19 protein-coding genes are annotated in these 22,296 nt (G+C 44.8%); all 19 read left to right on the top strand.

Annotated elements, in window-relative coordinates; all coding sequences use genetic code 11:
* Positions 1–139: 139 nt before the first annotated feature.
* The 19 genes from VKA52_RS08665 (at position 140) to ftsZ (ending at position 22,056) form a co-directional block, all read left to right on the top strand.
* Positions 140–1,021: a ketopantoate reductase family protein gene (locus tag VKA52_RS08665; protein WP_326315157.1), complete on the top strand. Its 882-nt coding sequence runs from the start codon at positions 140–142 to the stop codon at positions 1,019–1,021.
* Positions 1,018–1,401, top strand: a complete 384-nt coding sequence (locus VKA52_RS08670; protein WP_160913026.1) for a DUF3397 domain-containing protein — start codon at positions 1,018–1,020, stop codon at positions 1,399–1,401. The genes VKA52_RS08665 and VKA52_RS08670 overlap by 4 nt, the downstream gene beginning before the upstream one ends.
* 793 nt (positions 1,402–2,194) lie before the next feature.
* Positions 2,195–3,820: a bacillithiol biosynthesis cysteine-adding enzyme BshC gene (gene bshC, locus VKA52_RS08675; protein ID WP_326315160.1), complete on the top strand. Its 1,626-nt coding sequence runs from the start codon at positions 2,195–2,197 to the stop codon at positions 3,818–3,820.
* Positions 3,821–3,982: 162 nt separating this feature from the next.
* Complete coding sequence (mraZ, locus tag VKA52_RS08680) at positions 3,983–4,414, top strand: division/cell wall cluster transcriptional repressor MraZ (RefSeq protein ID WP_089652804.1); 432 nt, start codon at positions 3,983–3,985, stop codon at positions 4,412–4,414.
* A gap of 21 nt (positions 4,415–4,435) precedes the next feature.
* A complete protein-coding gene (gene rsmH, locus VKA52_RS08685; protein WP_160913030.1) occupies positions 4,436–5,416 on the top strand; it encodes a 16S rRNA (cytosine(1402)-N(4))-methyltransferase RsmH in 981 nt (326 codons plus the stop codon).
* On the top strand, positions 5,413–5,784 hold the full coding sequence (ftsL, locus tag VKA52_RS08690) for a cell division protein FtsL (protein WP_146818696.1): 372 nt from the start codon (positions 5,413–5,415) through the stop codon (positions 5,782–5,784). Before rsmH ends, ftsL begins: the two co-directional genes overlap by 4 nt.
* 17 nt (positions 5,785–5,801) lie before the next feature.
* Positions 5,802–7,940: a penicillin-binding protein gene (locus tag VKA52_RS08695; protein ID WP_160913032.1), complete on the top strand. Its 2,139-nt coding sequence runs from the start codon at positions 5,802–5,804 to the stop codon at positions 7,938–7,940.
* Positions 7,941–8,027: 87 nt separating this feature from the next.
* Positions 8,028–9,950 (top strand): stage V sporulation protein D, encoded by a 1,923-nt coding sequence (locus VKA52_RS08700; protein WP_160913034.1) that lies wholly within the window; start codon positions 8,028–8,030, stop codon positions 9,948–9,950.
* 48 nt (positions 9,951–9,998) lie between these two features.
* On the top strand, positions 9,999–11,474 hold the full coding sequence (locus VKA52_RS08705) for a UDP-N-acetylmuramoyl-L-alanyl-D-glutamate--2,6-diaminopimelate ligase (protein ID WP_160913036.1): 1,476 nt from the start codon (positions 9,999–10,001) through the stop codon (positions 11,472–11,474).
* Positions 11,471–12,829, top strand: a complete 1,359-nt coding sequence (locus tag VKA52_RS08710; RefSeq protein ID WP_160913037.1) for a UDP-N-acetylmuramoyl-tripeptide--D-alanyl-D-alanine ligase — start codon at positions 11,471–11,473, stop codon at positions 12,827–12,829. Before VKA52_RS08705 ends, VKA52_RS08710 begins: the two co-directional genes overlap by 4 nt.
* A gap of 39 nt (positions 12,830–12,868) precedes the next feature.
* A complete protein-coding gene (gene mraY, locus VKA52_RS08715; RefSeq protein WP_160913039.1) occupies positions 12,869–13,855 on the top strand; it encodes a phospho-N-acetylmuramoyl-pentapeptide-transferase in 987 nt (328 codons plus the stop codon).
* Complete coding sequence (gene murD, locus VKA52_RS08720) at positions 13,852–15,195, top strand: UDP-N-acetylmuramoyl-L-alanine--D-glutamate ligase (protein WP_326315167.1); 1,344 nt, start codon at positions 13,852–13,854, stop codon at positions 15,193–15,195. Before mraY ends, murD begins: the two co-directional genes overlap by 4 nt.
* A gap of 64 nt (positions 15,196–15,259) precedes the next feature.
* Positions 15,260–16,354, top strand: a complete 1,095-nt coding sequence (gene spoVE, locus VKA52_RS08725; protein WP_326315169.1) for a stage V sporulation protein E — start codon at positions 15,260–15,262, stop codon at positions 16,352–16,354.
* Between the two features lie 402 nt (positions 16,355–16,756).
* Positions 16,757–17,572, top strand: coding sequence for a cell division protein FtsQ/DivIB (locus VKA52_RS08730; protein WP_326315171.1), 816 nt, complete (start codon positions 16,757–16,759; stop codon positions 17,570–17,572).
* Entirely contained in the window at positions 17,559–18,263 is a 705-nt protein-coding gene (locus VKA52_RS08735; RefSeq protein ID WP_326315173.1) for a DUF881 domain-containing protein, read from the top strand. The genes VKA52_RS08730 and VKA52_RS08735 overlap by 14 nt, the downstream gene beginning before the upstream one ends.
* 5 nt (positions 18,264–18,268) lie before the next feature.
* The gene (locus VKA52_RS08740; RefSeq protein ID WP_326315175.1) at positions 18,269–18,973 is read left to right on the top strand and encodes a DUF881 domain-containing protein; all 705 of its coding nucleotides are present in this window, start codon (positions 18,269–18,271) and stop codon (positions 18,971–18,973) included.
* A 1-nt stretch (position 18,974) separates the two neighbouring features.
* Positions 18,975–19,331, top strand: coding sequence for a small basic family protein (locus VKA52_RS08745; RefSeq protein ID WP_089652818.1), 357 nt, complete (start codon positions 18,975–18,977; stop codon positions 19,329–19,331).
* Between the two features lie 193 nt (positions 19,332–19,524).
* Positions 19,525–20,820, top strand: a complete 1,296-nt coding sequence (gene ftsA / locus VKA52_RS08750) for a cell division protein FtsA (RefSeq protein ID WP_089652819.1) — start codon at positions 19,525–19,527, stop codon at positions 20,818–20,820.
* Positions 20,821–20,895: 75 nt separating this feature from the next.
* Entirely contained in the window at positions 20,896–22,056 is a 1,161-nt protein-coding gene (gene ftsZ / locus VKA52_RS08755; RefSeq protein ID WP_160913051.1) for a cell division protein FtsZ, read from the top strand.
* Positions 22,057–22,296 lie beyond the last annotated feature (240 nt).

The raw sequence follows: 22,296 nt of genomic DNA on the forward strand, positions 1-22,296 counted from the left end.
ATCTGTCTATACCCATATTATAATATAAAAATTTTCAGAATGAAATGAATAATAATACATTGGACAAGAATCGACTGCAATATCGTTTCTGAATCTGCTACAATAGTGAAGCAGATTAGTACGAAATGAGGAGAGAAACATGAAAATAGGCATTATAGGGGCAGGGTCTATAGGCTTATTGGCAGGGGCCTATTTAGGTGAGCATCACGAAGTCCATATGTTTGTAAAAAGTGAAGAACAAAGATCAGCCCTTGAAGCGGAAGGAATTACCTGCGGGGAATTCCCCTGCCCTGTACCCGTTTATGCGCATCTTGTTACAGAAATGATAGAAGGATACGACTTATGGTTGGTAACTATTAAACAACATGCGATGGATGGTTTTCTTGCACAAGACCTTCCTGCTGACGCGCCCTATGTATTTCTTCAGAACGGGATGGGACATTTGGAGAAACTAGCACAATCCGGTTTGAGAAGTTGTGTTGGTGTCGTGGAACACGGCGCACTGGCCAAAGGGCCGAACGAAGTTGTTCATAAAGGAAAGGGAAATATACAAATAGCTGTCTATAGGAGAATGGATCACGATCATGGACAAGCCCTTTCAAAAGAATTACATACTGCACATTTTCCAGTCTTTTTTAAAGCCGATTATGAGCCTATGTTAAAGAGTAAATTAATCATAAATACGGTGATTAATCCACTCACTGCATTATTCTCTCAACCGAATCACTCCATCCTCACGAATCCATCCATACATGAACTGGCCGGTTTGTTGTGTGAAGAAGCTTGCTCCGTCCTAGGCCTGTCCTTTTTTGATGAATGGGAAAGAGTGAAGACCATCGCTGAAACAACAGGAGAAAATCATTCATCGATGCTGAGGGACATCACCGAACGCAGGTTAACAGAAGTGGACAGCATCAGTGGCTACATCCTCGATCATGGAAAAAAACCACTTCCTTACCATCACTTCGTCGTGCATGCGATCCATGCACTCGAATATGAAAGGGGGGTTCGAAAACGATGAGTGATCTGATTGTGTACACGATTGCGTTTCTGCTTACCCTGCCTCTTCCTTTCCTAGTGGTTTTCTATCTATGCGCCAGAAAATGGAGCAAGCATAAGTTAAAGGCTCTGCACCGCACGGCGAACTATACCGCCCCTATTTTTATCATGTCGGTCCATGTCCTACTTGTCGTCTTGTTTGATCGCAGCTTTCTACCCTTCATCATTGTCTTCCTTTTGATCCTCTTGGGCATTTCAATGGTCGCGCAATACAAAATGAACGAAGAAGTCCGTCTCTTCCGAGCACTCAAAGGGTTCTGGCGCGTAAGTTTTCTATTATTCATGCTATTCTACATGGGATTAAGTACGTTTGGTCTTGTAACAAGAGTCTTTTTCAGCTAGAGCAAGAGGAAAGGCTTTTACATGAATTTTTCAGTCCGACATAAAATAATAAAAGAAAAAAAGCACAGCCCAAATTAAAAGGCTGTGCTTACCCATGAGAAAGTCACCTATCAATAAATGAATGTTATCACTAGTGATTAAAGTATATAGCAGTTTTCTTTAAAATCCATTTTCAATACTTTTGTTGAGTGGAAGGGGGGGGCTGCGGGGAATAGCTCGACTTTCCACGTGGTCACAATCCTCTACGGACTTCATTCTATCGGGCTTACCAAGCACTTTTTCCCCGCCCGCTGTAGGCTCGCCCTTCCACTCTGCCGCATTGCTTTGGCGTTTTCTCGAGACCAATTCAAAAATCAGCTTGAATGTTCGAGGGAAGTGGATATTATAGACTTCTCCAGAGAGCTTAAAAGCTTGATTCAGAGCTTTTTGTATCTCTAACAGTTGAAAAGGGGGAAATTTTCCACTTTGATTTAGGGACTCATTGCCTTGGTGGAGTGTCAGGAGTTTCTGGAAAGCTTGTAGGACTCAAATACATGGCTTGAGAGTTTAACCCTCACCCTTCCATCAAGCTGGAAGGGGTGTCTATTACAGAAGTGGTTTCGAGAACCTTTTCCCGGAGCCCCTAGAATCACTTAATTGTCTCGAAACTGACTGAGTCTTCAACTAAAGGGAGCTATTGCGGAATTAAGAGGTTTCAAACAGATAATGTGAAGTCTGTGGTGGTTTTTTGTACAATACAATAGGATACATAATTTTATCATGTAACTATTGCCTATAAAGGAGTCGTATAAAGATGCGTATCGAACCGATTGAACTTGCACCGAAACAAACGCTGTTTCGTGACTATAAAAATGATTATGAAAGAATAGCTGATCGGTTTAACCACCACCCCTTTGAAGAATCTACCTGGGAGCGTCGGTTATCTGAACTAAGGAATCAAACGTATCAAAGGACTGAGCTTTCAAATGTGCTGAATCGTATGAATAAACGGTGGGAGGCTCCTGAAGAAACCTTTGATAATATTGAAAAGTTAAAAGATGAAGAGAGTGTCGTCGTCATTGCCGGTCAACAGGCCGGCTTGCTGACTGGACCGCTCTATTCTGTGCATAAAATCATTTCAGTTCTGCAACTTGCGAAAGAAAAGGAAAGAGACCTGGGTAAACCAGTAATCCCTGTCTTTTGGATTGCTGGAGAAGATCATGATTTTGATGAGATTCACCATATCATGATGAAACAGGGAAACGGAATGGAAAAGGTAACCATCGACCATACTCCAGAGACTAAAGCTTCCGTTTCGGAGATAACCATTGATCAACAAAAAGCTTCCACTTGGTTGAAGGATGTTTTTGCAATGGTTAAGGAAACAGAACACACGCAGGACTTCTACAAAGAAATGGAAAGGCTGTTGAAAGAATCGGACACCTACAGCGACTTTTTTGCTAAAGTTGTTTATCAGCTTTTCCCTGATGAAGGACTCGTCTTAATTGATGCACATGCCCCTGAAGTGCGCCGTATGGAGACTACTTATTTTACAACAATGATTGAAAAGAATAGAGAAATAGCCAATGGTGTGTATGCAGTATTGCAGAAGAACCGTCAGGAAGGATATGAGACCCTTCTGGATAGTGAGATGGGTGATGCCCACTTGTTCTACAGTTTTGAAGGGGAAAGGGTGCTCCTGGTACGTGATGAGGAAGGCTATTATAGAGGGAAAAACAATGAAGTCGTCCTATCAGAAGAAGAACTCTTGAAGATCGCAGAAGAAACGCCTGAGCTTCTCAGTAATAATGTAGTCACAAGGCCGTTGATGCAGGAGGCTCTTTTTCCAGTCCTCGCGTTTATCGGAGGCCCGGGAGAAATCAATTACTGGTCAGTTCTAAAGCCAGCTTTTGAAGCGGCAGGGTTGTGTATGCCGCCTGTTCTTCCACGTTTATCTTTTACAATGATTGACAGGAAGACAGGTCAGCAGTTGGAGAAATTTCAGATCCCTGCGGACGAAGCTATCCGCTCTGGAGTGAGAGAGAAGAAGATGAATTGGATTGCTTCTCAAAGCACCCCTCAGATTCATCATCTAACTGAACAGGTGAAGAAGGAAATCGACACCGTCCATGCGCCCCTTCGGGAAAAATCTGCGTCACTTGGTGCAGATCTCGGTCAACTGGCAGAGAAGAATCTGGAATACATTTTGGAAAACATCGACTTCCTGGAAAAACGTCTCCACCAATCGATGGAATCACAGCATCAACATGAAATGGATCAATTTGAGAACATGGAATGGACACTTCATCCTGGTGGTGGCCTGCAGGAGAGGATGTGGAGCATCGTCCCATGGGTGAACAAGTACGGAGAGACGGTGTTTCAGCAGATGAACAGACACCATCTGAGCTTTAGAAACGATCATTATGTCGTATATTTGTAGGGAAGGTCCTCCACCATCCCCCACCACAAAAAAATGTGATGAAACCCTTTAAAATCTTGCCTTCACGGGCAGGATTTTTTTCATGTGAAGAGAATGATAAAAAAGTAAGTGGAGAAAAGTGGGGCGATGTGGTAAGGTGAAATTAGAAGGTGGGGAAACTCTATGTTCATGGGTGAATTTCAACACAACATTGATACAAAAGGACGGATCATCGTACCCTCGAAATTCCGCCCGGACCTTGGTGACAGCTTTGTCCTCACAAGAGGTTTAGATCAGTGTCTGTTTGCTTATCCTATGAACGAGTGGAAGCTGCTTGAAGAGAAGCTGAAAAAACTCCCCTTAACAAAAAAAGATGCCCGCGCTTTTACCCGGTTTTTCTTTTCTGGAGCTGTTGAATGTGAAGTGGACAAGCAAGGAAGAATCAACATTCCACAACCTCTCAGGAAGTACGCATCACTGGAAAAAGAATGTGTCGTCATTGGCGTATCCAATCGGATTGAGTTTTGGAGTCATGATGAATGGGAAAGTTATTTCGAGGCATCAGAAGAGTCCTTCTCAGAAATAGCAGAAAATATGTTGGATTTTGATATCTGATCGATAGAAACGAGTGAAACCATGTTTGAACATTACAGTGTACTAAAAAGTGAAACTATACAACATTTAGATTTGGACCCAGAAGGTACTTATGTCGACTGTACCTTAGGAGGTGGCGGGCATTCCGAAGCGATTGCTAAAGCCTTGAAAGGGAAAGGTCGATTAATATCTTTCGATCAGGATGAGATTGCCTTGAAAGCTGCAAAAGATCGACTGAAAGATTACGAGGACCGTATTATTTTCGTCCATGCGAACTTCCGTCAATTGGAAGAGAAATTAGCAGAGCTTGAGGTAACGGATGTCGATGGTATTATTTATGACCTTGGTGTTTCCAGTCCCCAATTGGATGTCGAAGAGCGAGGGTTCAGCTACCATCAGGATGCTCCGCTTGATATGCGGATGAACCAGGAAGCAGAACTCAGTGCGAAAGAAGTGGTCAATGAGTGGCCCTATGAGGATCTTGTCCGCATTTTCTTCAAATACGGGGAAGAGAAATTTTCGAAACAAATCGCAAGAAAGATCGAAGCAGCAAGAGAAGAGAAAACCATTGAAACGACAGGAGAACTGGTTGAACTCATCAAGGAAGGGATTCCTGCTCCTGCACGAAGGAAAGGCGGCCACCCTGGTAAAAGAGTGTTCCAGGCGATCCGTATTGCCGTCAACGATGAGCTTGGAGCTTTTCAGGACAGCCTTCATCAGGCGGCTAGAGTGGTTGGGGTCGGTGGACGCATTGCTGTTATCACTTTCCACTCCCTCGAGGATCGATTGTGCAAGCAGGCGTTCAAAAAGTGGAGTACAAACCCTCCCTTGCCGAAAAACATCCCGATGATCCCGGAAGATAAACAGCCACCTTTTCAATTGGTCAGCCGAAAGCCTATTGTAGCCGATGAGTCAGAGCTTGAGGAGAATCGTCGTTCACGTTCTGCGAAACTGAGGATTGTCGAGAAAGTCAAACCTTGGAATAAGGAATTTGAATTTAACGAAGGGTGGAAACAAACATGAGTGCTGAACAGATTAGAAAACAGCAGCCTTTACAGCAGCCTGAGAGACAAAAACAGGCCAAAGTAAAGGTACATAAAAAGAAGAAGTGGATTAGTACAGGGGAGAAGTTCCTCTATTCGTTTGCCACGACTGCCGTGCTTGCAGCATCGGTGTTTTTAGTCCAGACATCTGCACAAACAGATACCATCAACCGTGATATTCGCGGTTTAGAACAAGAGATCCAGCAACAGGAGTCTCTCAATGAAAATCTTGCTTATCAGGTGAAAGAACTTAGTAACCCGGATCGGATTTTGAGCATTGCTAAGGAAAATGGGCTGAATATTCAGAATGCCCAAGTAAAGCAAGCCGGTAAAATCAATAACGAGTAACGGCTGGTGATTTCCTCATGAAAAAACAGAACAGTAATAAAAGCTCCGCATTATTGATGATTGCCTTTGCGATTGTATTTTTCATCATTGCGGGGCGTTTCATTTATATTGAGACAGCAGAGACGGTGGAAGGTGTCGACTTGCAAAAATGGGCGGAAGACATTCGGACAAGCTCTTATGAAATCGATGCTGACAGAGGTAAAATCTTTGATAAAAACGGTATGGTGCTGGCATATGACCGTCCCACTTATAGAATTTATGCCATCGTAGACCCGGAATATTCCGTTAACCTCGATCCACCGAGACACGTTACGGATGCAGGTGAGACAGCGGAGAAACTGGCTCCACTGCTTGATATGGAAGCCAGTGAAATTAGAAACACGATCGAGGAAGGGCAGGATAATGAACGTTTCCAAGTCGAATTCGGCTCCAGTGGACGTTCTATCTCCCAAGAGACGAAAGATGAAATTGAAGAGCTTGAGTTGAACGGTATTGCCTTCAAGCAAGAGTCGAAGCGGTATTACCCTAATGGTAAATTCGCGTCGCATGTCATCGGCTTCGCCCGCAGCCAGGATGGAAACATCAACGGGGTGACAGGGGTGGAGAAGCAGATGGAGAAGCATCTGCAGGAAGAAAAGGGTAAGATCAGTTATGAACGGGACAAGTACGGAACGAAACTGTTAGATCCGAATGAAGTAATGACAGAACCTAAAAACGGAAACGATGTGCATTTGACCATCGATCAAAAAATACAAACGTTTTTAGAAGATGCTTTGTCACAGGTGGATGAGCAGTATAGTCCGGAAAAAATCATGGCTGCGGTCATGGATCCGGATACAGGTGAGATCTTAGCGATGAGTAACCGTCCGAGTTATAATCCGAACGATATTGGTGAGGTTGATAACTGGTATAACGACCTTGTTTCCTACACCTTTGAGCCCGGGTCAACAATGAAAATATTCACATGGGCTGCTGCTATGGAAGAAGGCGTTTATAAGGGGAGCGATATGTACGAGTCAGGTACGTATAAAGTTCCCGGTCATACCATCGGTGATCATAACAATGATCAAGGCTGGGGTTCTATTACTTTTGATGAAGGATTTCAACGATCTTCTAATGTCGCTTCCTCAAAAATCGCCCTGGAGGTTCTTGGTCCTACGAAACTACGAAAATACTTGAGCGATTTTAATTTTGATGAAAAGACAGGCATCGATCTTCCGAATGAGAAGAACGGACGTTTTGTTTACAACAAGGCTTCTGAACAGGCAACGACTTCGTTTGGACAAGGGTCTACTTTCACAGCGATCCAATTGATGACGGCTGCGACATCTGTTGCGAATGATGGCCAGATGATGCGCCCGTATATGTTGTCGAAGATTACTTCAAGTGAGACAGGAGAAGTATTGAAGGAAAACAAGCCGGAAGAAATCGGACAACCTATTTCAGAAAGCACAGCGAAACAAATGCGTGAGCTTATGGGTACCGTCGTCACGTCTGAACAAGGAACCGCTCAGTCGTTCAAACTGGATGACTACACCCTTGCAGGGAAAACGGGTACGGCTCAGATGATTGAGAACGGAAGTTATTTGACTGGCCGGAACAACTATATCTTTTCCTTCATGGGCATGGCCCCGAAAGAGGATCCGGAACTACTTATGTACGTTGCTGTTCAGCAACCGGACCTGGAAGTTACGGAGTTAGGTTCTGAACCTGTTTCTTACATTACGAGGACTGTGCTTGAAAACAGTCTCCATTACATGGATATCCAACCAGATAAAGAGGTGGATGAATCGGTATCCCCATTGACCATTCCGGATGTAGTCGGGAAAGGCACGTCTAAGGCAAAGGATGAACTGGAAAAAATGTTCTCCCATGTAGAAGTGATTGGAAACGGTGGTGAGGTAACCGCCGTCCTTCCAGAAACGGGCTCTAAAGCAGTGGAAAATCAAAGAGTGATGGTCATTACAGATAAACCGACCATGCCTGATTTGACAGGATATTCAGCTCGTGATGTACACAGAATTGTGAAGCATTTCAACCTGAATATCGAGACGATGGGGAACGGTTTTGTTGAAAAGCAAAGCATCCCTGAAGGATCCAGCATAAAAGAAGGCGGCTATTTAGTCGTAGAATTAGCTCCTCCAAGAGAGGAGTAACACCATTCCAGGCAGTGTTCTAATCGTTTCTAGATTGCATATAGTGATACAAGCTGACTCTATTGACTTCAAAAAGGAGTTATTAAGATGAGACGAGTATCACAAGTGGTCGTAAAGAAACGATTAGTCGCTGTCTTTCTTGTTGGAATGGTTATTTTTTTTGTCATCGCAGGGAGGCTTGGATACGTCCAGTTCTTCTTAAGTGACTTCCTCATTTCAAAGGCGGAGGAATCATGGAGCCGGGATATTACTTTCGAACCGGAGCGGGGGAAGATTCTCGATTCGAATGGTGAAGTGCTCGTCGGTAATCAATCAGCTCCGACCGTTATGGTGGTCCCGAGACAAATCAAAAATGCAGAGCAGACAGCAAAAAGCCTCGCTCAGATTTTGGACATGAGTGAAGAGAAGGCTTATTCGCACGTGACGAAAGTGACCTCGATTGAAAGAATCCACCCAGAGGGACGTAAAATAAGTGAGGAACAGGCGGAGGCCATCCAATCATTGCAGATGCCTGGTGTGTACATTGCCGAAGACTCGAAGAGATATTATCCTCACGGCTCTTTCCTTTCGCATGTGCTTGGTTTCAGTGGCATAGATAATCAGGGGCTGCTTGGCTTAGAAGCGTACTATGATGATGAATTGAGGGGTGAAAAAGGGGCGTTGTCTTTTTTCTCTGATGCCAAAGGAAAGAGGATGCCGGATATGGCAGATATTTATAAGCCGCCCGAAGATGGAAAAGACCTGCAATTGACAATTGATTACAAGGTTCAATCGATTATGGAACGCGAGCTTGATATCGCTCAGGCTAGATACAACCCTGATGGAGCAGTGGCGTTAGCGGTGGATCCTGATACAGGGAAAGTGGTGGGGATGGCGACTCGTCCTAATTTCGACCCAGCCAACTATCAGGAAGTGAAGCCGGAGGTCTACAATAGGAACCTACCCGTATGGAGTACGTATGAGCCTGGTTCCACTTTTAAAATTATCACGCTTGCCGCTGCGTTGGAAGAAGACCTCGTTGATCTTGATGATGAACATTTCCATGACTCCGGTTCGATCAAAGTGGATGGAGCCACTCTCCGATGCTGGAAGCGAGGCGGGCACGGCGATCAAACGTACTTGGAAGTCGTTCAAAACTCCTGTAACCCTGGTTTTGTCACCCTCGGGCAGCGGCTGGGCACAGAGAAGCTTTTTGAATACATTGATCGCTTCGGATTCGGTAAAAAGACCGGCATTGACCTTGAAGGGGAAGGAAAGGGGATTTTGTTCAAGCCGGAGAATGTTGGTCCTGTAGAGCAGGCGACAACAGCTTTCGGACAAGGGGTATCCGTCACACCGATCCAACAGGTCATGGCTGTCGCAGCAGCAGTGAATGGGGGTTATTATTACGAGCCTTATATCCAGGAAGCGTGGCTCGATCCAACCACTGGTGAAACGTTAGAAAAAAATGAACCTGAACTGAAAGAGAGAATCATTTCTGAAGAAACGTCCGCTGAAATCCGCCGTGCTCTCGAAAGTGTTGTCGCTAAAGGGACAGGGAGAGGTGCCTATGTGGAAGGATATCGTGTCGGCGGAAAAACCGGTACCGCTCAGAAAGTCGGGCCAGACGGCAGATACATGGAAAATAACCACATTGTATCCTTCATCGGTTTCGCTCCAGCGGATGACCCTGAACTGGTGGTTTATCTAGCGATCGACAACCCGAAGAATACCGTTCAGTTCGGCGGTGTCGTCGCTGCTCCGATCGTAGGGAACATCATGGGCGACAGTTTACGCGCCTTAGGGGTTGAACCTAGGAAAGATGGGTTGGAAAAAGAATATTCCTGGCCGGATGAGCCGTTAGTGGAAATTCCTGATGTTACAGGGATGGATAAAAAAGAGTTAAATCAAATGCTTTTGAACTTAGAAGTGGAAGTCAGTGGAAGCGGGTCCAAAGTGATTACACAGGCGCCTGAAGCGGGTGTCAAAGTGCCAAGTGGTTCGACCATTCGTGTGTATCTGGGGAATTAAACCTACGTTTGGTATAATAAAACTTGTGAGCAGGTAAGGGTGACACATATGAAAATGAAGAAACTCTTGCGGTACATTCCTTTTTATAAAGTGACGAAATCAGTGGCAGACCTCCACATCAAAGGCCTCTCTATGGATTCAAGGACGACAGAGCAGGGAGATGTGTTTGTCTGTCTCCGCGGGGTGGATGTGGATGGACACCGGTTTGCGAAAGGTGCAGTGCAACGCGGGGCCGTGGCTGTCATTGCTGAAGAAGAGGTGGATGTCCCTGTTCCGATTGTGCTTGTAAACGATACGTCAAGAGCCCTTGCTATGGCGTCCGCTGCTTTTTACGGCTGCCCTTCAGAGTCTCTCCATGTCATCGGAGTGACCGGCACGAATGGCAAGACGACCATTACTTATTTACTTGAAGAAATCTTTCAGCAGCATAAAAAGAAAACGGGGATCATCGGAACGATTCAGGTGAATATTGCTGGAGAAACGTTCCCGGTGAAAAACACGACACCGGACGCACTTACCTTGCAGCGTTATTTTCATAAAATGCATGTGGCAGACGTTGATCATGCAATCATGGAAGTGTCTTCCCACGCCCTTGATCAAGGGAGGGTGTACGGCTGTGATTTTGATATTGCCGTGTTTACGAATTTAACGCAGGATCATCTGGATTATCATGAAAATTTCGATGATTATCTTCGTGCAAAGTCCCTATTGTTCGCGCAATTAGGGAATGGGTATAATAAGGAACGTGAGAAATTTGCTGTCATCAATAACGACTCTCCTCAGGCAAGGAAATTTATCCGCTCTACCTCACAAGGATTGTTAACTTATGGTATCTACGAACAGGCGGATGTAAAAGCAGAGGAGTACACGATGACAGAAACGGGTACTGCCTTCATTATGACCACTCCCATCGGATCGGTCTCCATTAAGAGTCCACTGATGGGGCTGTTCAGTATTTATAATATGTTAGCTGCAGCGAGTGCCGCGATTCTATCAGGGGTCCCCCTAGAAACCATTCAGCATTCCTTTCAAGAGACCAAAGGTGTCAGAGGGAGGTTCGAACCTGTTAGAGAAGGGCAGGGGTTCGGTGTTGTCGTAGACTATGCCCATACTCCAGATTCCTTGAAGAACGTGTTGCAGACGCTTAGGGACCTATGTAAAGGAACCATCACCGTTGTTGTTGGGTGTGGAGGGGACCGTGACCGCAGCAAGCGTCCTGAGATGGCAAAAGTAAGTGTCGATTATGCGGATCGGGTTATTTTCACCAACGATAATCCCCGTACAGAGGATCCTAAACAGATCTTCCGTGATATGACCGCCCATGTGAAAGGGCGTTATAAACAGATCGATGATCGAAAAGAGGCCATAAAATATGCGCTGCATCATGCGAAAACGGGAGATGTTGTTTTAATTGCAGGTAAAGGCCATGAAACGTACCAGGAAATCAAAGGCATCCGTCATCATTTCGATGATTGCGAGGTAGCCCGTATAATATTAAGAGAAATGAAGGAGCATCCATCATGATTTTACAAGTCAATGAACTCGCAAAACTTTTTCCAAAAAAACAAGGAGCAGCATCGGATCAGATTCAGCTTGCATCTGTAATGACAGACAGCCGCAAAACGGCGAAACAAAGCTTGTTCGTACCGATTGTGGGAGAGAATTTCGATGCGCACCATTTTCTTGGAGATGCCATCAAACAAGGAGCAGTTGCCACACTTTGGCAGGAGGATCAACCTTTGCCGAAGCTGACACCTACAGACTTCCCGGTCTTTTTCGTGGAAGACACAACGAAGGCTCTCCAGCAACTGGCCTCTTATTATTTGAAAAAGATAGATCCTGTTGTGGTAGGTGTTACCGGTTCGAATGGAAAGACTACAACGAAAGATCTGGCTGCATCTGTCCTTCAAGTCAAATACAAAACACATAAGACCGCTGGTAACTTCAATAATCATATCGGTCTTCCTCTCACGATCCTTGCCATGGATCCAGAAACAGAAGCTGTCGTTCTGGAAATGGGAATGGATCGTGCAGGGGAAATTTCCGTTTTATCCAAACTTGCTGAACCTGGATATGCCATCATAACGAACATCGGTGAGTCTCATATTGAGAATCTTGGTTCCAGAGAAGGAATTGCAGGGGCGAAGCTCGAGATTACAGAAGGTCTTTCCAAAGAAGGTGCCTTAATTCTCGATGGAGATGAGCCTTTACTGCAGGAACAAAGATCTGAAAAATGGACGGTTACCTGCGGTTTTGATGCCCAGCTTGACTATCAGGCTGAGGTTCTTCAATTGACAGATGAAAACAGTACGTTTAAAGTCGGTGGGCAGTCTTATGAATTGCCTATGGCTGGGAAACATAATGTGAAAAATGCTACATATGTCATCGCTCTTGCGGAACGCTTAGGGTTATCTCCGGAAGAGATCCAGCAGGGGTTCCGGCAGTTGCAAATGTCTGCCATGCGTTTTGAAAAACATGAGGGACATAAAGGATCCTTGATCATCAATGATGCGTACAATGCTTCTCCGACTTCCATGAAAGCTATTATTGAAGTTGTCAGTCAATTGACATCTAAAAGCAGGAAAGTGTTAATATTAGGTGATATGTTCGAGTTAGGGGAACAATCAGAAACGCTTCATAGAAGCGTAGCCGATGCCATCGATGAGAAGATCCATGCGGTCTATACGATTGGTCAGGATTCCAAGGCTATAACCGATGCCGTCAATAGAAACCACCCTTCCATTCAAACGCAACATTTTACAAACAAACAAACGTTAAGTCATCACGTCCGTCAAGAGTTAACCGCGGACACAGTCGTACTCATCAAAGCTTCCAGAGGAATGAAGCTGGAAGAATTACTAGAGAATCTCGTGGATTGATCGATAGGCGATGATGATGGAAAAGGAGGAGAACTAAACATGAACGAATACATACTACTAATCACTATGGCTATTTCATTCGCAATCACTGTTGTGATCTCGCCGATGATCATCCCTTTTTTGAGAAGGTTGAAGTTCGGTCAGGCTATTAGGGATGAGGGTCCAGAGTCCCACCAGAAAAAATCGGGAACCCCCACGATGGGAGGGGTGATGATCATATTAGCTGTGGTCATCACTACCATTCTTGCATCCTTTTGGTTTACCCCGGACACGGGGAACACACAAATGTTCCTTGTGTTATTTGTTTTAGTCGGGTATGGGCTGCTTGGGTTCCTGGATGATTATATAAAAGTGGCGATGAAAAGGAACCTGGGTCTTACATCGAAGCAGAAAATGCTCGGACAGATCGTCATTGCTCTGGTTGTTTATTTCATTCTTAGAAACTCGGACTTCCCGACGTATATTAGTATTCCCGGCACAACTTTTGAAGTAGATCTTGGCTGGGGTTACGCTTTACTGATCCTGTTTATGCTCGTAGGTGCTTCGAATGCTGTGAACCTGACAGATGGTCTTGATGGACTGCTCGCTGGGACGGCGGCGATCGCCTTTGGTGCTTTCGCAATTTTGGCGTGGGCAGGTCAGATGAATGTTGAAATCACCATCTTCTCACTTGCTATAGTCGGAGCATTGCTTGGTTTCCTTGTCTTTAATGCTCATCCTGCAAAAGTATTTATGGGAGATACTGGATCGCTTGCTTTAGGAGGAGCGATTGCGATCATCGCCATCTTAACGAAACTTGAACTCATTCTTGTCATTATCGGCGGTGTGTTCGTTCTTGAGACCCTGTCTGTCATCATTCAGGTCATCTCTTTTAAAACGACAGGGAAACGTGTGTTCAAAATGAGTCCGCTTCATCACCATTATGAATTGAAGGGCTGGTCAGAATGGCGTGTTGTGACGACGTTCTGGGCGGTTGGACTTGTCTTTGCAGTAATCGGCATTTATATAGAGGTGATGTTCGGATGAAAATATTAAAAAACTTTCCCTATCAGCAGGTCCTGGTTCTCGGGCTTGCGAAAAGTGGTACAGCAGCAGCTGAGTTATTCCTGGATAGCAGCATCAAAGTGCGAATCAATGATTTAAAGGCTGACGAAAATGACCCGGCCGTGCGTACGCTAATCGAAAAAGGAGCCGAAGTCATCACAGGGGGGCACCCGCTGTCCGTATTGGACGACGTGGATTACCTCGTCAAGAATCCTGGTATCCCTTATGAGAATCCGATCATCGCGGAAGCGGAGAAGCGGAAGATCCCGGTGGTTACCGAAGTTGAGTTGGCAAGCTTCCTCCATGAGGGTCCTTTTGTAGCCGTTACCGGTTCCAATGGGAAGACGACGACCACAACATTGATCTACGAAATGATTCAGGCAGATCAACAAAAGGTTTCGCTTGCAGGCAATATCGGTCATGTTTCTTGTGAAGTGGCCAGAAGTACAGAGACGGATGAAACGATGGTCACCGAACTTTCATCGTTCCAATTACTTGGGACTGAAAAATTTCATCCTGAAATTGCTGTGTGGCTCAACCTTTATGAAGCACATCTGGATTATCACCATACGTTAGAAAATTATCATCAGGCAAAGGCGAAGATAACTGCGAATCAAACGGCTGAAGACACGTTGGTTTACAATGCGGATGATGAACGTATCGCTGGTTTCTTACCCGATGTGAAAGCGAAACGTGTACCTTTCTCTATTAGAAATGAAGGGGAAGGTGCCTGGGCTGATGATATTTTCATTTACTTTGAAGATGAACCGATAATGAAAAAACAGGATATCGTTTTAGTAGGGGAACAAAACCTGCAGAACATCCTCGCTGCCGTGGCAGCAGTCAAAGTGAATGGAATACGCAACGAAGCGATTGTCAAGGTATTGACAACCTTTGCGGGTGTGGAACACCGCCTGCAGTTTGTAACGAAAAAAAATGATCGTTTGTTTTACAATGATTCTAAAGCGACGAATATTCTAGCGACCTCTTATGCCTTAAAATCATTTGAGAATCCTGTCATCCTGCTTGCGGGCGGCCTTGACAGGGGGACAAGCTTCGAATCTTTGATTCCACACATGAAAGGGATCAAAGCCATGGTCGTGTTTGGAGAAACGGCTGACCAATTAATCGAAACGGCTAAGAAAGCTGGTATTGAGGAATTTACGAAAGTTGAAACGATGCAGGAAGCTGTCGAGCAGGCGTACCAATACTCAGTAGAGGACGATGTCATCCTGCTTTCACCTGCTTGTGCGAGCTGGGATCAGTATCGTACTTTTGAAGAAAGAGGCAACATGTTTATCCAAGCTGTGCATAAGCTCTAATAAGGGCTTTGTGCGACAAGCTTAAGCCCTGTTTTCCACTTAGATGGGAGGTAGGGCTTTTTTTATGGAAGAAAAAAAGCCGGATTTATGGTTGGTGGCCGCCATACTCGGAATTTTGATCATCGGGGTGGTGATGGTTTACAGCTCATCGAGCATCTGGTCCGAATATAAATTTGACGATCCTTGGTTTTACGCAAAGAGGCAGATTCTTTTTGCTGCTGCCGGTTTGATTGCCATGGTTGTATTATCAAGAATTCCTTACTATGTATGGCATGGACATTCAAAGATCATTATGATCGTGTGTCTTGTATTTCTCATACTCGTACTCATTCCAGGAGTGGGTATGGTCCGCGGCGGGGCGCGAAGTTGGATCGGGGTGGGGATGTTCAGCATCCAGCCATCAGAATTCATGAAACTTGGTTTGATCCTTTTCCTTGCGCGCTTTTTATCCGAACGCCAAAAGCTCATGAATTCTTTCCAACAAGGTTTCCTTCCAGCTCTCGCCTTGATTTTGGTCCCGTTCGCACTCATCATGCTTCAGCCTGACTTAGGGACAGGTGTTGTCATGGTCGGGACATGCCTTGTCATGTTGTTTACAGCAGGGGCAAGGATCAGTCATTTCATGTGGATAGCCGGCGCAGGAGCAGCAGGAATGGTCGGGTTGATCGCTTCTGCTCCTTACCGTATTAAAAGGATCACCGCATTCCTGCATCCATGGGAAGACCCTTTAGGGGCAGGGTTTCAGATCATACAGTCTTTATATGCCATCGGTCCCGGCGGTCTAATGGGGTTAGGACTCGGGAACAGTATGCAGAAATTTTTCTACCTGCCTGAACCTCAGACGGACTTTATTTTTGCAGTTCTTGCTGAAGAACTGGGGTTCCTTGGAGGATTACTAGTCCTTGGTCTTTTCTTTATCCTTTTATGGCGGGGGATCAGGGCAAGCCTTCTTGCTCCGGACCTTTTTGGTTCTTTACTTGCCCTCGGTATTGTAGGGATGATCAGCATCCAAGTTATGATCAATATCAGTGTAGTGACAGGCCTGATTCCCGTCACAGGGATCACACTTCCCCTAATCAGCTATGGCGGATCGTCCCTGACACTGACTTTAGCATCTCTGGGATTACTCCTGAGCGTCAGCCGTTTCTCGACAAAATAAAGAAGTCATGGAGTCCAGTCCATGGCTTCTTTTTATTAATCGTAATGGGTTTTATTACCATTAAAACAGGATTATGGAAGGCTGAAAGTGAGTTTAATTAAAAGAGAAGTGATTGAATATGGAGAAATATAGATAATTTTATGGTTGTAAGTTTAGCTTAGGTGGATAATGGGTAAACCATTTTAGCGAAATCACTTGAGCCCCATCGAAATGCGGGTTTTCCTGTAATAAAATTGATAGGAAACTAGTAAAACTCTATCAATATTTCACTCTATTTTTGTGATATAATGGGAAACGTATAGATGTAGAGTAAGCTCGGCATCTTTTAGAGGAACATCATTCTTTCAAACAGCTAGGACAAACAGCGCAAAGGGTGTCTAGCAATAAGGAGAAATGCCCGTTATGGAAGAGAGAAAAGTGGTTTCCATAGAAGATCGCATACCAAAATTGAAACAGACGAGGCGGAAAAAAGCCAATCGTCGCTTGATTCTGTATTTGACTATTCTATTTTTGCTGATAGCGACGGTCATCTATCTCCAGTCGCCACTCAGTAATGTTCGTCATATAGTTGTGGAAGGTGAGTATCACGTATCTGAGGAAGAAATTATCGAGCTTGCCGGAGTCACAACATCCACGAATTATTGGAGAGTCGATGAAGAAGAGATGAAACAGCAGATTGAGGCACATCAAGAAATCACCTTTGCTTCCATCGACCGTTCCTTTCCGAACAATGTGCTAATTGAAGTGAAGGAAGCGGAACGAATCGGTTACATCAAACAGGATGGTTCCTATCATGCCATTCTTGAAGATGGGTCCCGTTTGGAAGGACAAACAGCTCTCCCGGGAGGAGATGCTCCCATCCTTGCCGGGTTCAATAAGGAAACATATCTTAAAGAAATTTCTCAAGAATTAAAAGAACTTCCATCAAGTGTAAGCAGTCTCATTTCAGAAATCCATTGGGATCCTCGTGACGGGAATCCGTATCAAATTCTTCTTTACATGAATGATGGATATCAGGTGCAAGCCTCGATCCGCAGTTTTTCCGAGAAAATGCCGGCCTACCCTTCCATCGTTGCACAGCTTGATGAAGGAGCTGAGGGGATCATACATATCGATGTAGGGGCCTATTTCGAGGAGTATCCTCAATTGGAAGAAGAAGAGGCGCAAAGTGAATCAGATGCAGTTGAAGAAGAGGAGAACACGGATGAAGAGACTTAAAGGGAAACCGATCATCTTATCTCTTGTTCTACTCATCTCAGGTTTCCTTGTCAGCTACAGCTATCAACTGACAAAGAGTTCACCTCAAATGGTTCAACTGAACGATTCCCAATGGGAAAAAGAATACTTCTATCAACAACAGCTGCTGGACATGGAAAAACGGAACAAACAGCTGCGTGAGGAGTTAAAAGAGAAGCGGCATACCATTCAGGACTTTGAAAATGAGATGGCCGAAAGTGAACAGGTGGTAGCTGATTTCGTTGAACGTAAAAAGAAGCTCCAGATGCTGAATGGTGAGGTTCCGGTCGAAGGCCAAGGGGTGGAAGTCGTTTTGAGCGATGCTGAATATATACCGGATGATGATCAGGTTAATCAGTATATCGTTCACGAAAGCCATGTTCACAGTGTGATTAACGAACTTCTCAGTGCAGGAGCAAAGGCTATTGCCATCAATGGACAAAGGTATATGAGAGATAGTTATATTGCGTGTACAGGACCGGTCATTACTGTGGACGGGATCCAACACCCGGCTCCGTTCGTCATTTCTGCAATCGGCGACCCAGAGGTTCTTTATTCAAGCTTAAGCCTGACCAGAGGTGTCGTCGATCAGCTGCTCAGCGAAAATGTTGATGTGCAATTATCGAAAGAAAACCAATTGGAAATGAAGGCGAGGCTATCCTCTGAAGGGTGATCAACATGAAGCGTAGAACACAATGGCTCCTATCCATCATTTTTCTATTGATTGGATTTATGGTAGCTGTGCAGTTTCAAACCACGTCCCATGAAACAGAGATGAGAGATACCAGAGATGTGTGGGAAGTACGGGAAGATTTGAAAATACAGCAGAAACACCAACAGGACCTCTTAGAGAAAATTGCTGGAGCTGATCAGACCATTGAAAATTATGAAAAACAATCATCACGCGAGCAAGTGGAGACATTGAAGGGATCCATTGAGACCTTGGAGAACAAGATAGGCCTTCAGAAAAAAACGGGGCCAGGTGTAGAACTTACCATTCGTCCTATTTTTGATGAGGGGGCTTCAGGGCAGGAATATCCTAGTGTATCTCCTCATCTCCTCAGTCGGCTCTTAAATGAACTGAATACTTATGGCGCTGAGGATATCAGCATCGGGAATGAACGATTGACAAACCTTACTCCGGTGAGGGATGTAAATGGATCGACCTATGTAAATAATCGGCCGATTGGTTCGCTCCCTCTGACCATTAAGGTGCTGGCTGAAGATCCTGAAAAATTGCTGGACCATATGAAAGCAAGTCCATCACAGGACATATTCAACATCGACAATATGGAAATCGTATTTGAAGTGAGAGACCAATTGGTACTTCCCAAGTACGATGACCCCCTCCATTTAGAAATTTTAGAAGAAGCTGGTGGTTAATTTGTGGTTACCCCTTTTATTTCTCATTATCGGTGTGACCCTTGGCATCTTAACGGATATCCGTATACCTGATGCCTATTCCGATTATTTATCCATTGCTGTATTGGCCGCTTTTGACACGCTTCTTGGCGGGATCAGGGCACAGTTGGAGAAGACGTTCGATGACACCGTGTTTCTGACCGGTTTCTTTTTCAACATCACACTCGCTGCATTACTTGCCTTTCTTGGAGTTCAATTAGGCGTGGATCTTTATCTTGCAGCTGTCTTTGCCTTTGGCGTCCGACTGTTCAGGAACCTTGCGATCGTCAGAAGAATTGTCATCGACCAGAAATTGCTAACGAAATTTAGAAAAAAATAAACGTAATTAAGAGGAAATTCACGAAACACTGTGGAAAACAACATAGGAACGTGTTTTTTCTATCATATTCAAGGGAAATACCCCGCGGAATATATCAATTCATTTACGTTTGTATTTCAAAGATTGTATTTTAAGCGTGAATTCGATATGCTTTGAACTACTTATATGGCTTGCTACAGGAGGTGCGTCACTGGTGAATCAAAATGAAATTTTAGTAAGTTTAGATATAGGCACAAGTCGAATCAAAGTGATTATAGGAGAAATTATGAATGATAACCTCAATATTATTGGGGTAGGAACAGCTAAATCGAACGGAATGAAGAAAGGCGCAATTGTAGATATCGATCAAACGGTCCATTCTATACGTTCAGCGGTTGAACAAGCTGAGCGCATGGTGGATATGAAAATTGATCGTGTCGTTGTTGGTGTGAATGGCAATCACATTCAATTACAGCCATGCCATGGTGTCGTTGCCGTTTCCAGCGAGAGCAGGGAAATTGGGAACGAAGACATCACACGAGTGATTGATGCTGCTCAAGTGGTTTCCGTACCCCCTGAAAGAGAGATCATCGATGTGATCCCTCGTCAGTTCATTGTGGATGGGCAGGATGAAATCACAGACCCAAGAGGGATGATCGGAGTACGTCTTGAGATGGAAGGTATGATTATTACCTGTGCTAAAACCGTTTTACATAATACTCTGAAGTGTGTAGAACGAGCAGGTTTGGAAGTACTAGATGTTTGTTTGCAGCCGCTAGCTTCTGGAACTGTCTCGTTATCCGGTGATGAAACGAATCTGGGCGTAGCACTTATCGATGTCGGAGGTGGATCAACCACGATTTCGGTATTTGAAGAAGGACACTTAAAAGGGACAAGCATGATTCCTTTTGGTGGGGACAATTTAACGAAAGATTTGTCCATCGGCCTTCGTACTTCTACAGAAGAGGCTGAGCAGGTGAAAATGGAACATGGACACGCATTTTTTGACGATGCGAATGAAGAGGAAAATTTTTCTGTCACGATTATTGGAAGTAATCGTCAACAGGCATTCAATCAATTGCAAATCTCTGATATGATTGAAGCTAGACTAGAAGAAATTTTTGTCTTTGCTGCACAGGAAATTCAGCGCATGGGAGTACGTGAACTTCCGGGAGGTTTTGTACTGACCGGCGGTACGATGAACATGCCTGGTGTTCTGGAGTTAGCGCAGGATGTTTTCCACGCAAACGTAAGGCTTGCGATTCCGGATTACATCGGAGTAAGAGAACCGCAATTTACGAGTGGGGTAGGAATCTTGCAATTCGCCTATCGTAATGCGAAAATACAAGGCAAAGAGATCTTTCCATCTGTAACTGAAGAATTTCAGGAAAAACCTCAACCTAAAAAGCAAAAGCGTGCGACAAAGCAACAACCAAAAGAAGAAACCGAGAAACCAGAGAAGAAAAAAGAATCAGGTTTCAGTAATCTCTTGAAGTATTTCTTTGATTAATGAACAAGTTTGAGTCGGTCAAGGGACGGACGAACCAATAAATCTTGTAATCTCGTGTATTAGGAGGAACGTAAGATGTTAGATTTTGATACAAGCATGGACCAGCTAGCAACGATTAAAGTAATCGGAGTAGGTGGCGGCGGAAGTAACGCCGTTAACCGTATGATTGAACATGGTGTCCAAGGCGTCGAATTCATCGCCGTCAATACGGATGCACAAGCGCTTAACCTTTCAAAAGCAGAAGTTAAAATGCAAATTGGTGGAAAATTGACTCGAGGACTTGGTGCAGGTGCGAATCCGGAAGTCGGTCGTAAAGCCGCTGAAGAAAGCAAAGAACAAATCGAAGAAGCTCTTCAAGGGGCAGACATGGTCTTCGTAACTGCGGGAATGGGAGGCGGAACAGGTACAGGTGCTGCTCCGGTCATCGCCCAAGTTGCTAAAGAACTAGGCGCTCTTACGGTAGGTGTTGTCACCCGCCCATTCACGTTTGAAGGACGTAAGCGTTCTACCCAAGCGAGCGGTGGTACAGAAAGCCTTAAAGGTGCGGTTGATACACTGATTGTCATCCCGAACGACCGTTTGCTTGAAATTGTAGATAAGAACACACCGATGCTTGAAGCGTTCCGTGAAGCGGATAACGTTCTTCGTCAAGGTGTACAGGGTATTTCCGATTTGATTGCCGTACCAGGATTAATCAACGTAGACTTTGCCGACGTAAAAACAATCATGGTCGACAAAGGATCCGCGCTTATGGGAATCGGTATAGCGACAGGGGAAAATCGTGCGGCTGAAGCAGCCAAAAAGGCGATCTCCTCTCCACTACTTGAAACTTCCATTGACGGTGCACACGGCGTCCTGATGAACATCAGCGGTGGTGCCAACTTGAGCCTTTATGAAGTTCAGGAAGCAGCGGATATCGTAACCTCTGCAGCAGATCAGGAAGTAAACGTTATCTTCGGTTCTGTAATCAATGAAAACTTGAAAGACGAAATCGTCGTTACTGTTATTGCAACTGGTTTCGATGAAGCACAAATTGCTCAAGGTCAGCAGAAGAAGCGTCCAACCGTGAACCCTGTGAACCAGCAAAAGCAAGTAGAACAACAGCCAGAGCGCAACGTACGAGAGGAACAACCTCCTCGTCGCCAAGCTCCGCCACAACCACAAAACAAACCAAATCAAGAGGAAGACACTCTTGATATCCCGACGTTCCTGCGTAACCGCAACCGTCGCCGATAATACTCATATAAACCCGTCACACATTCCAGTGTGACGGTTTTTTTTATTTCCTTTCATCATCAACCACTTATTAAACATAATGGCAGGATTGTGTAAGACTCAGTTTCGAGACGTTTGTTGAGTGGATGGGGGCTGCGGGGAATGACTCGCTTTCCGCGGGAGCGCGGTGAGCCTCCTCGGACTGCGTCCTGTGGGGTCTCACCAAGCACTTTTTTCCCGCAGGAGTCTCGCCATTCCCCT

Origin of the sequence: Halobacillus sp. HZG1 (genome assembly GCF_035818575.1) — a bacterium.
Classification (GTDB): Bacteria; Bacillota; Bacilli; order Bacillales; family Halobacillaceae; genus Halobacillus; species Halobacillus litoralis.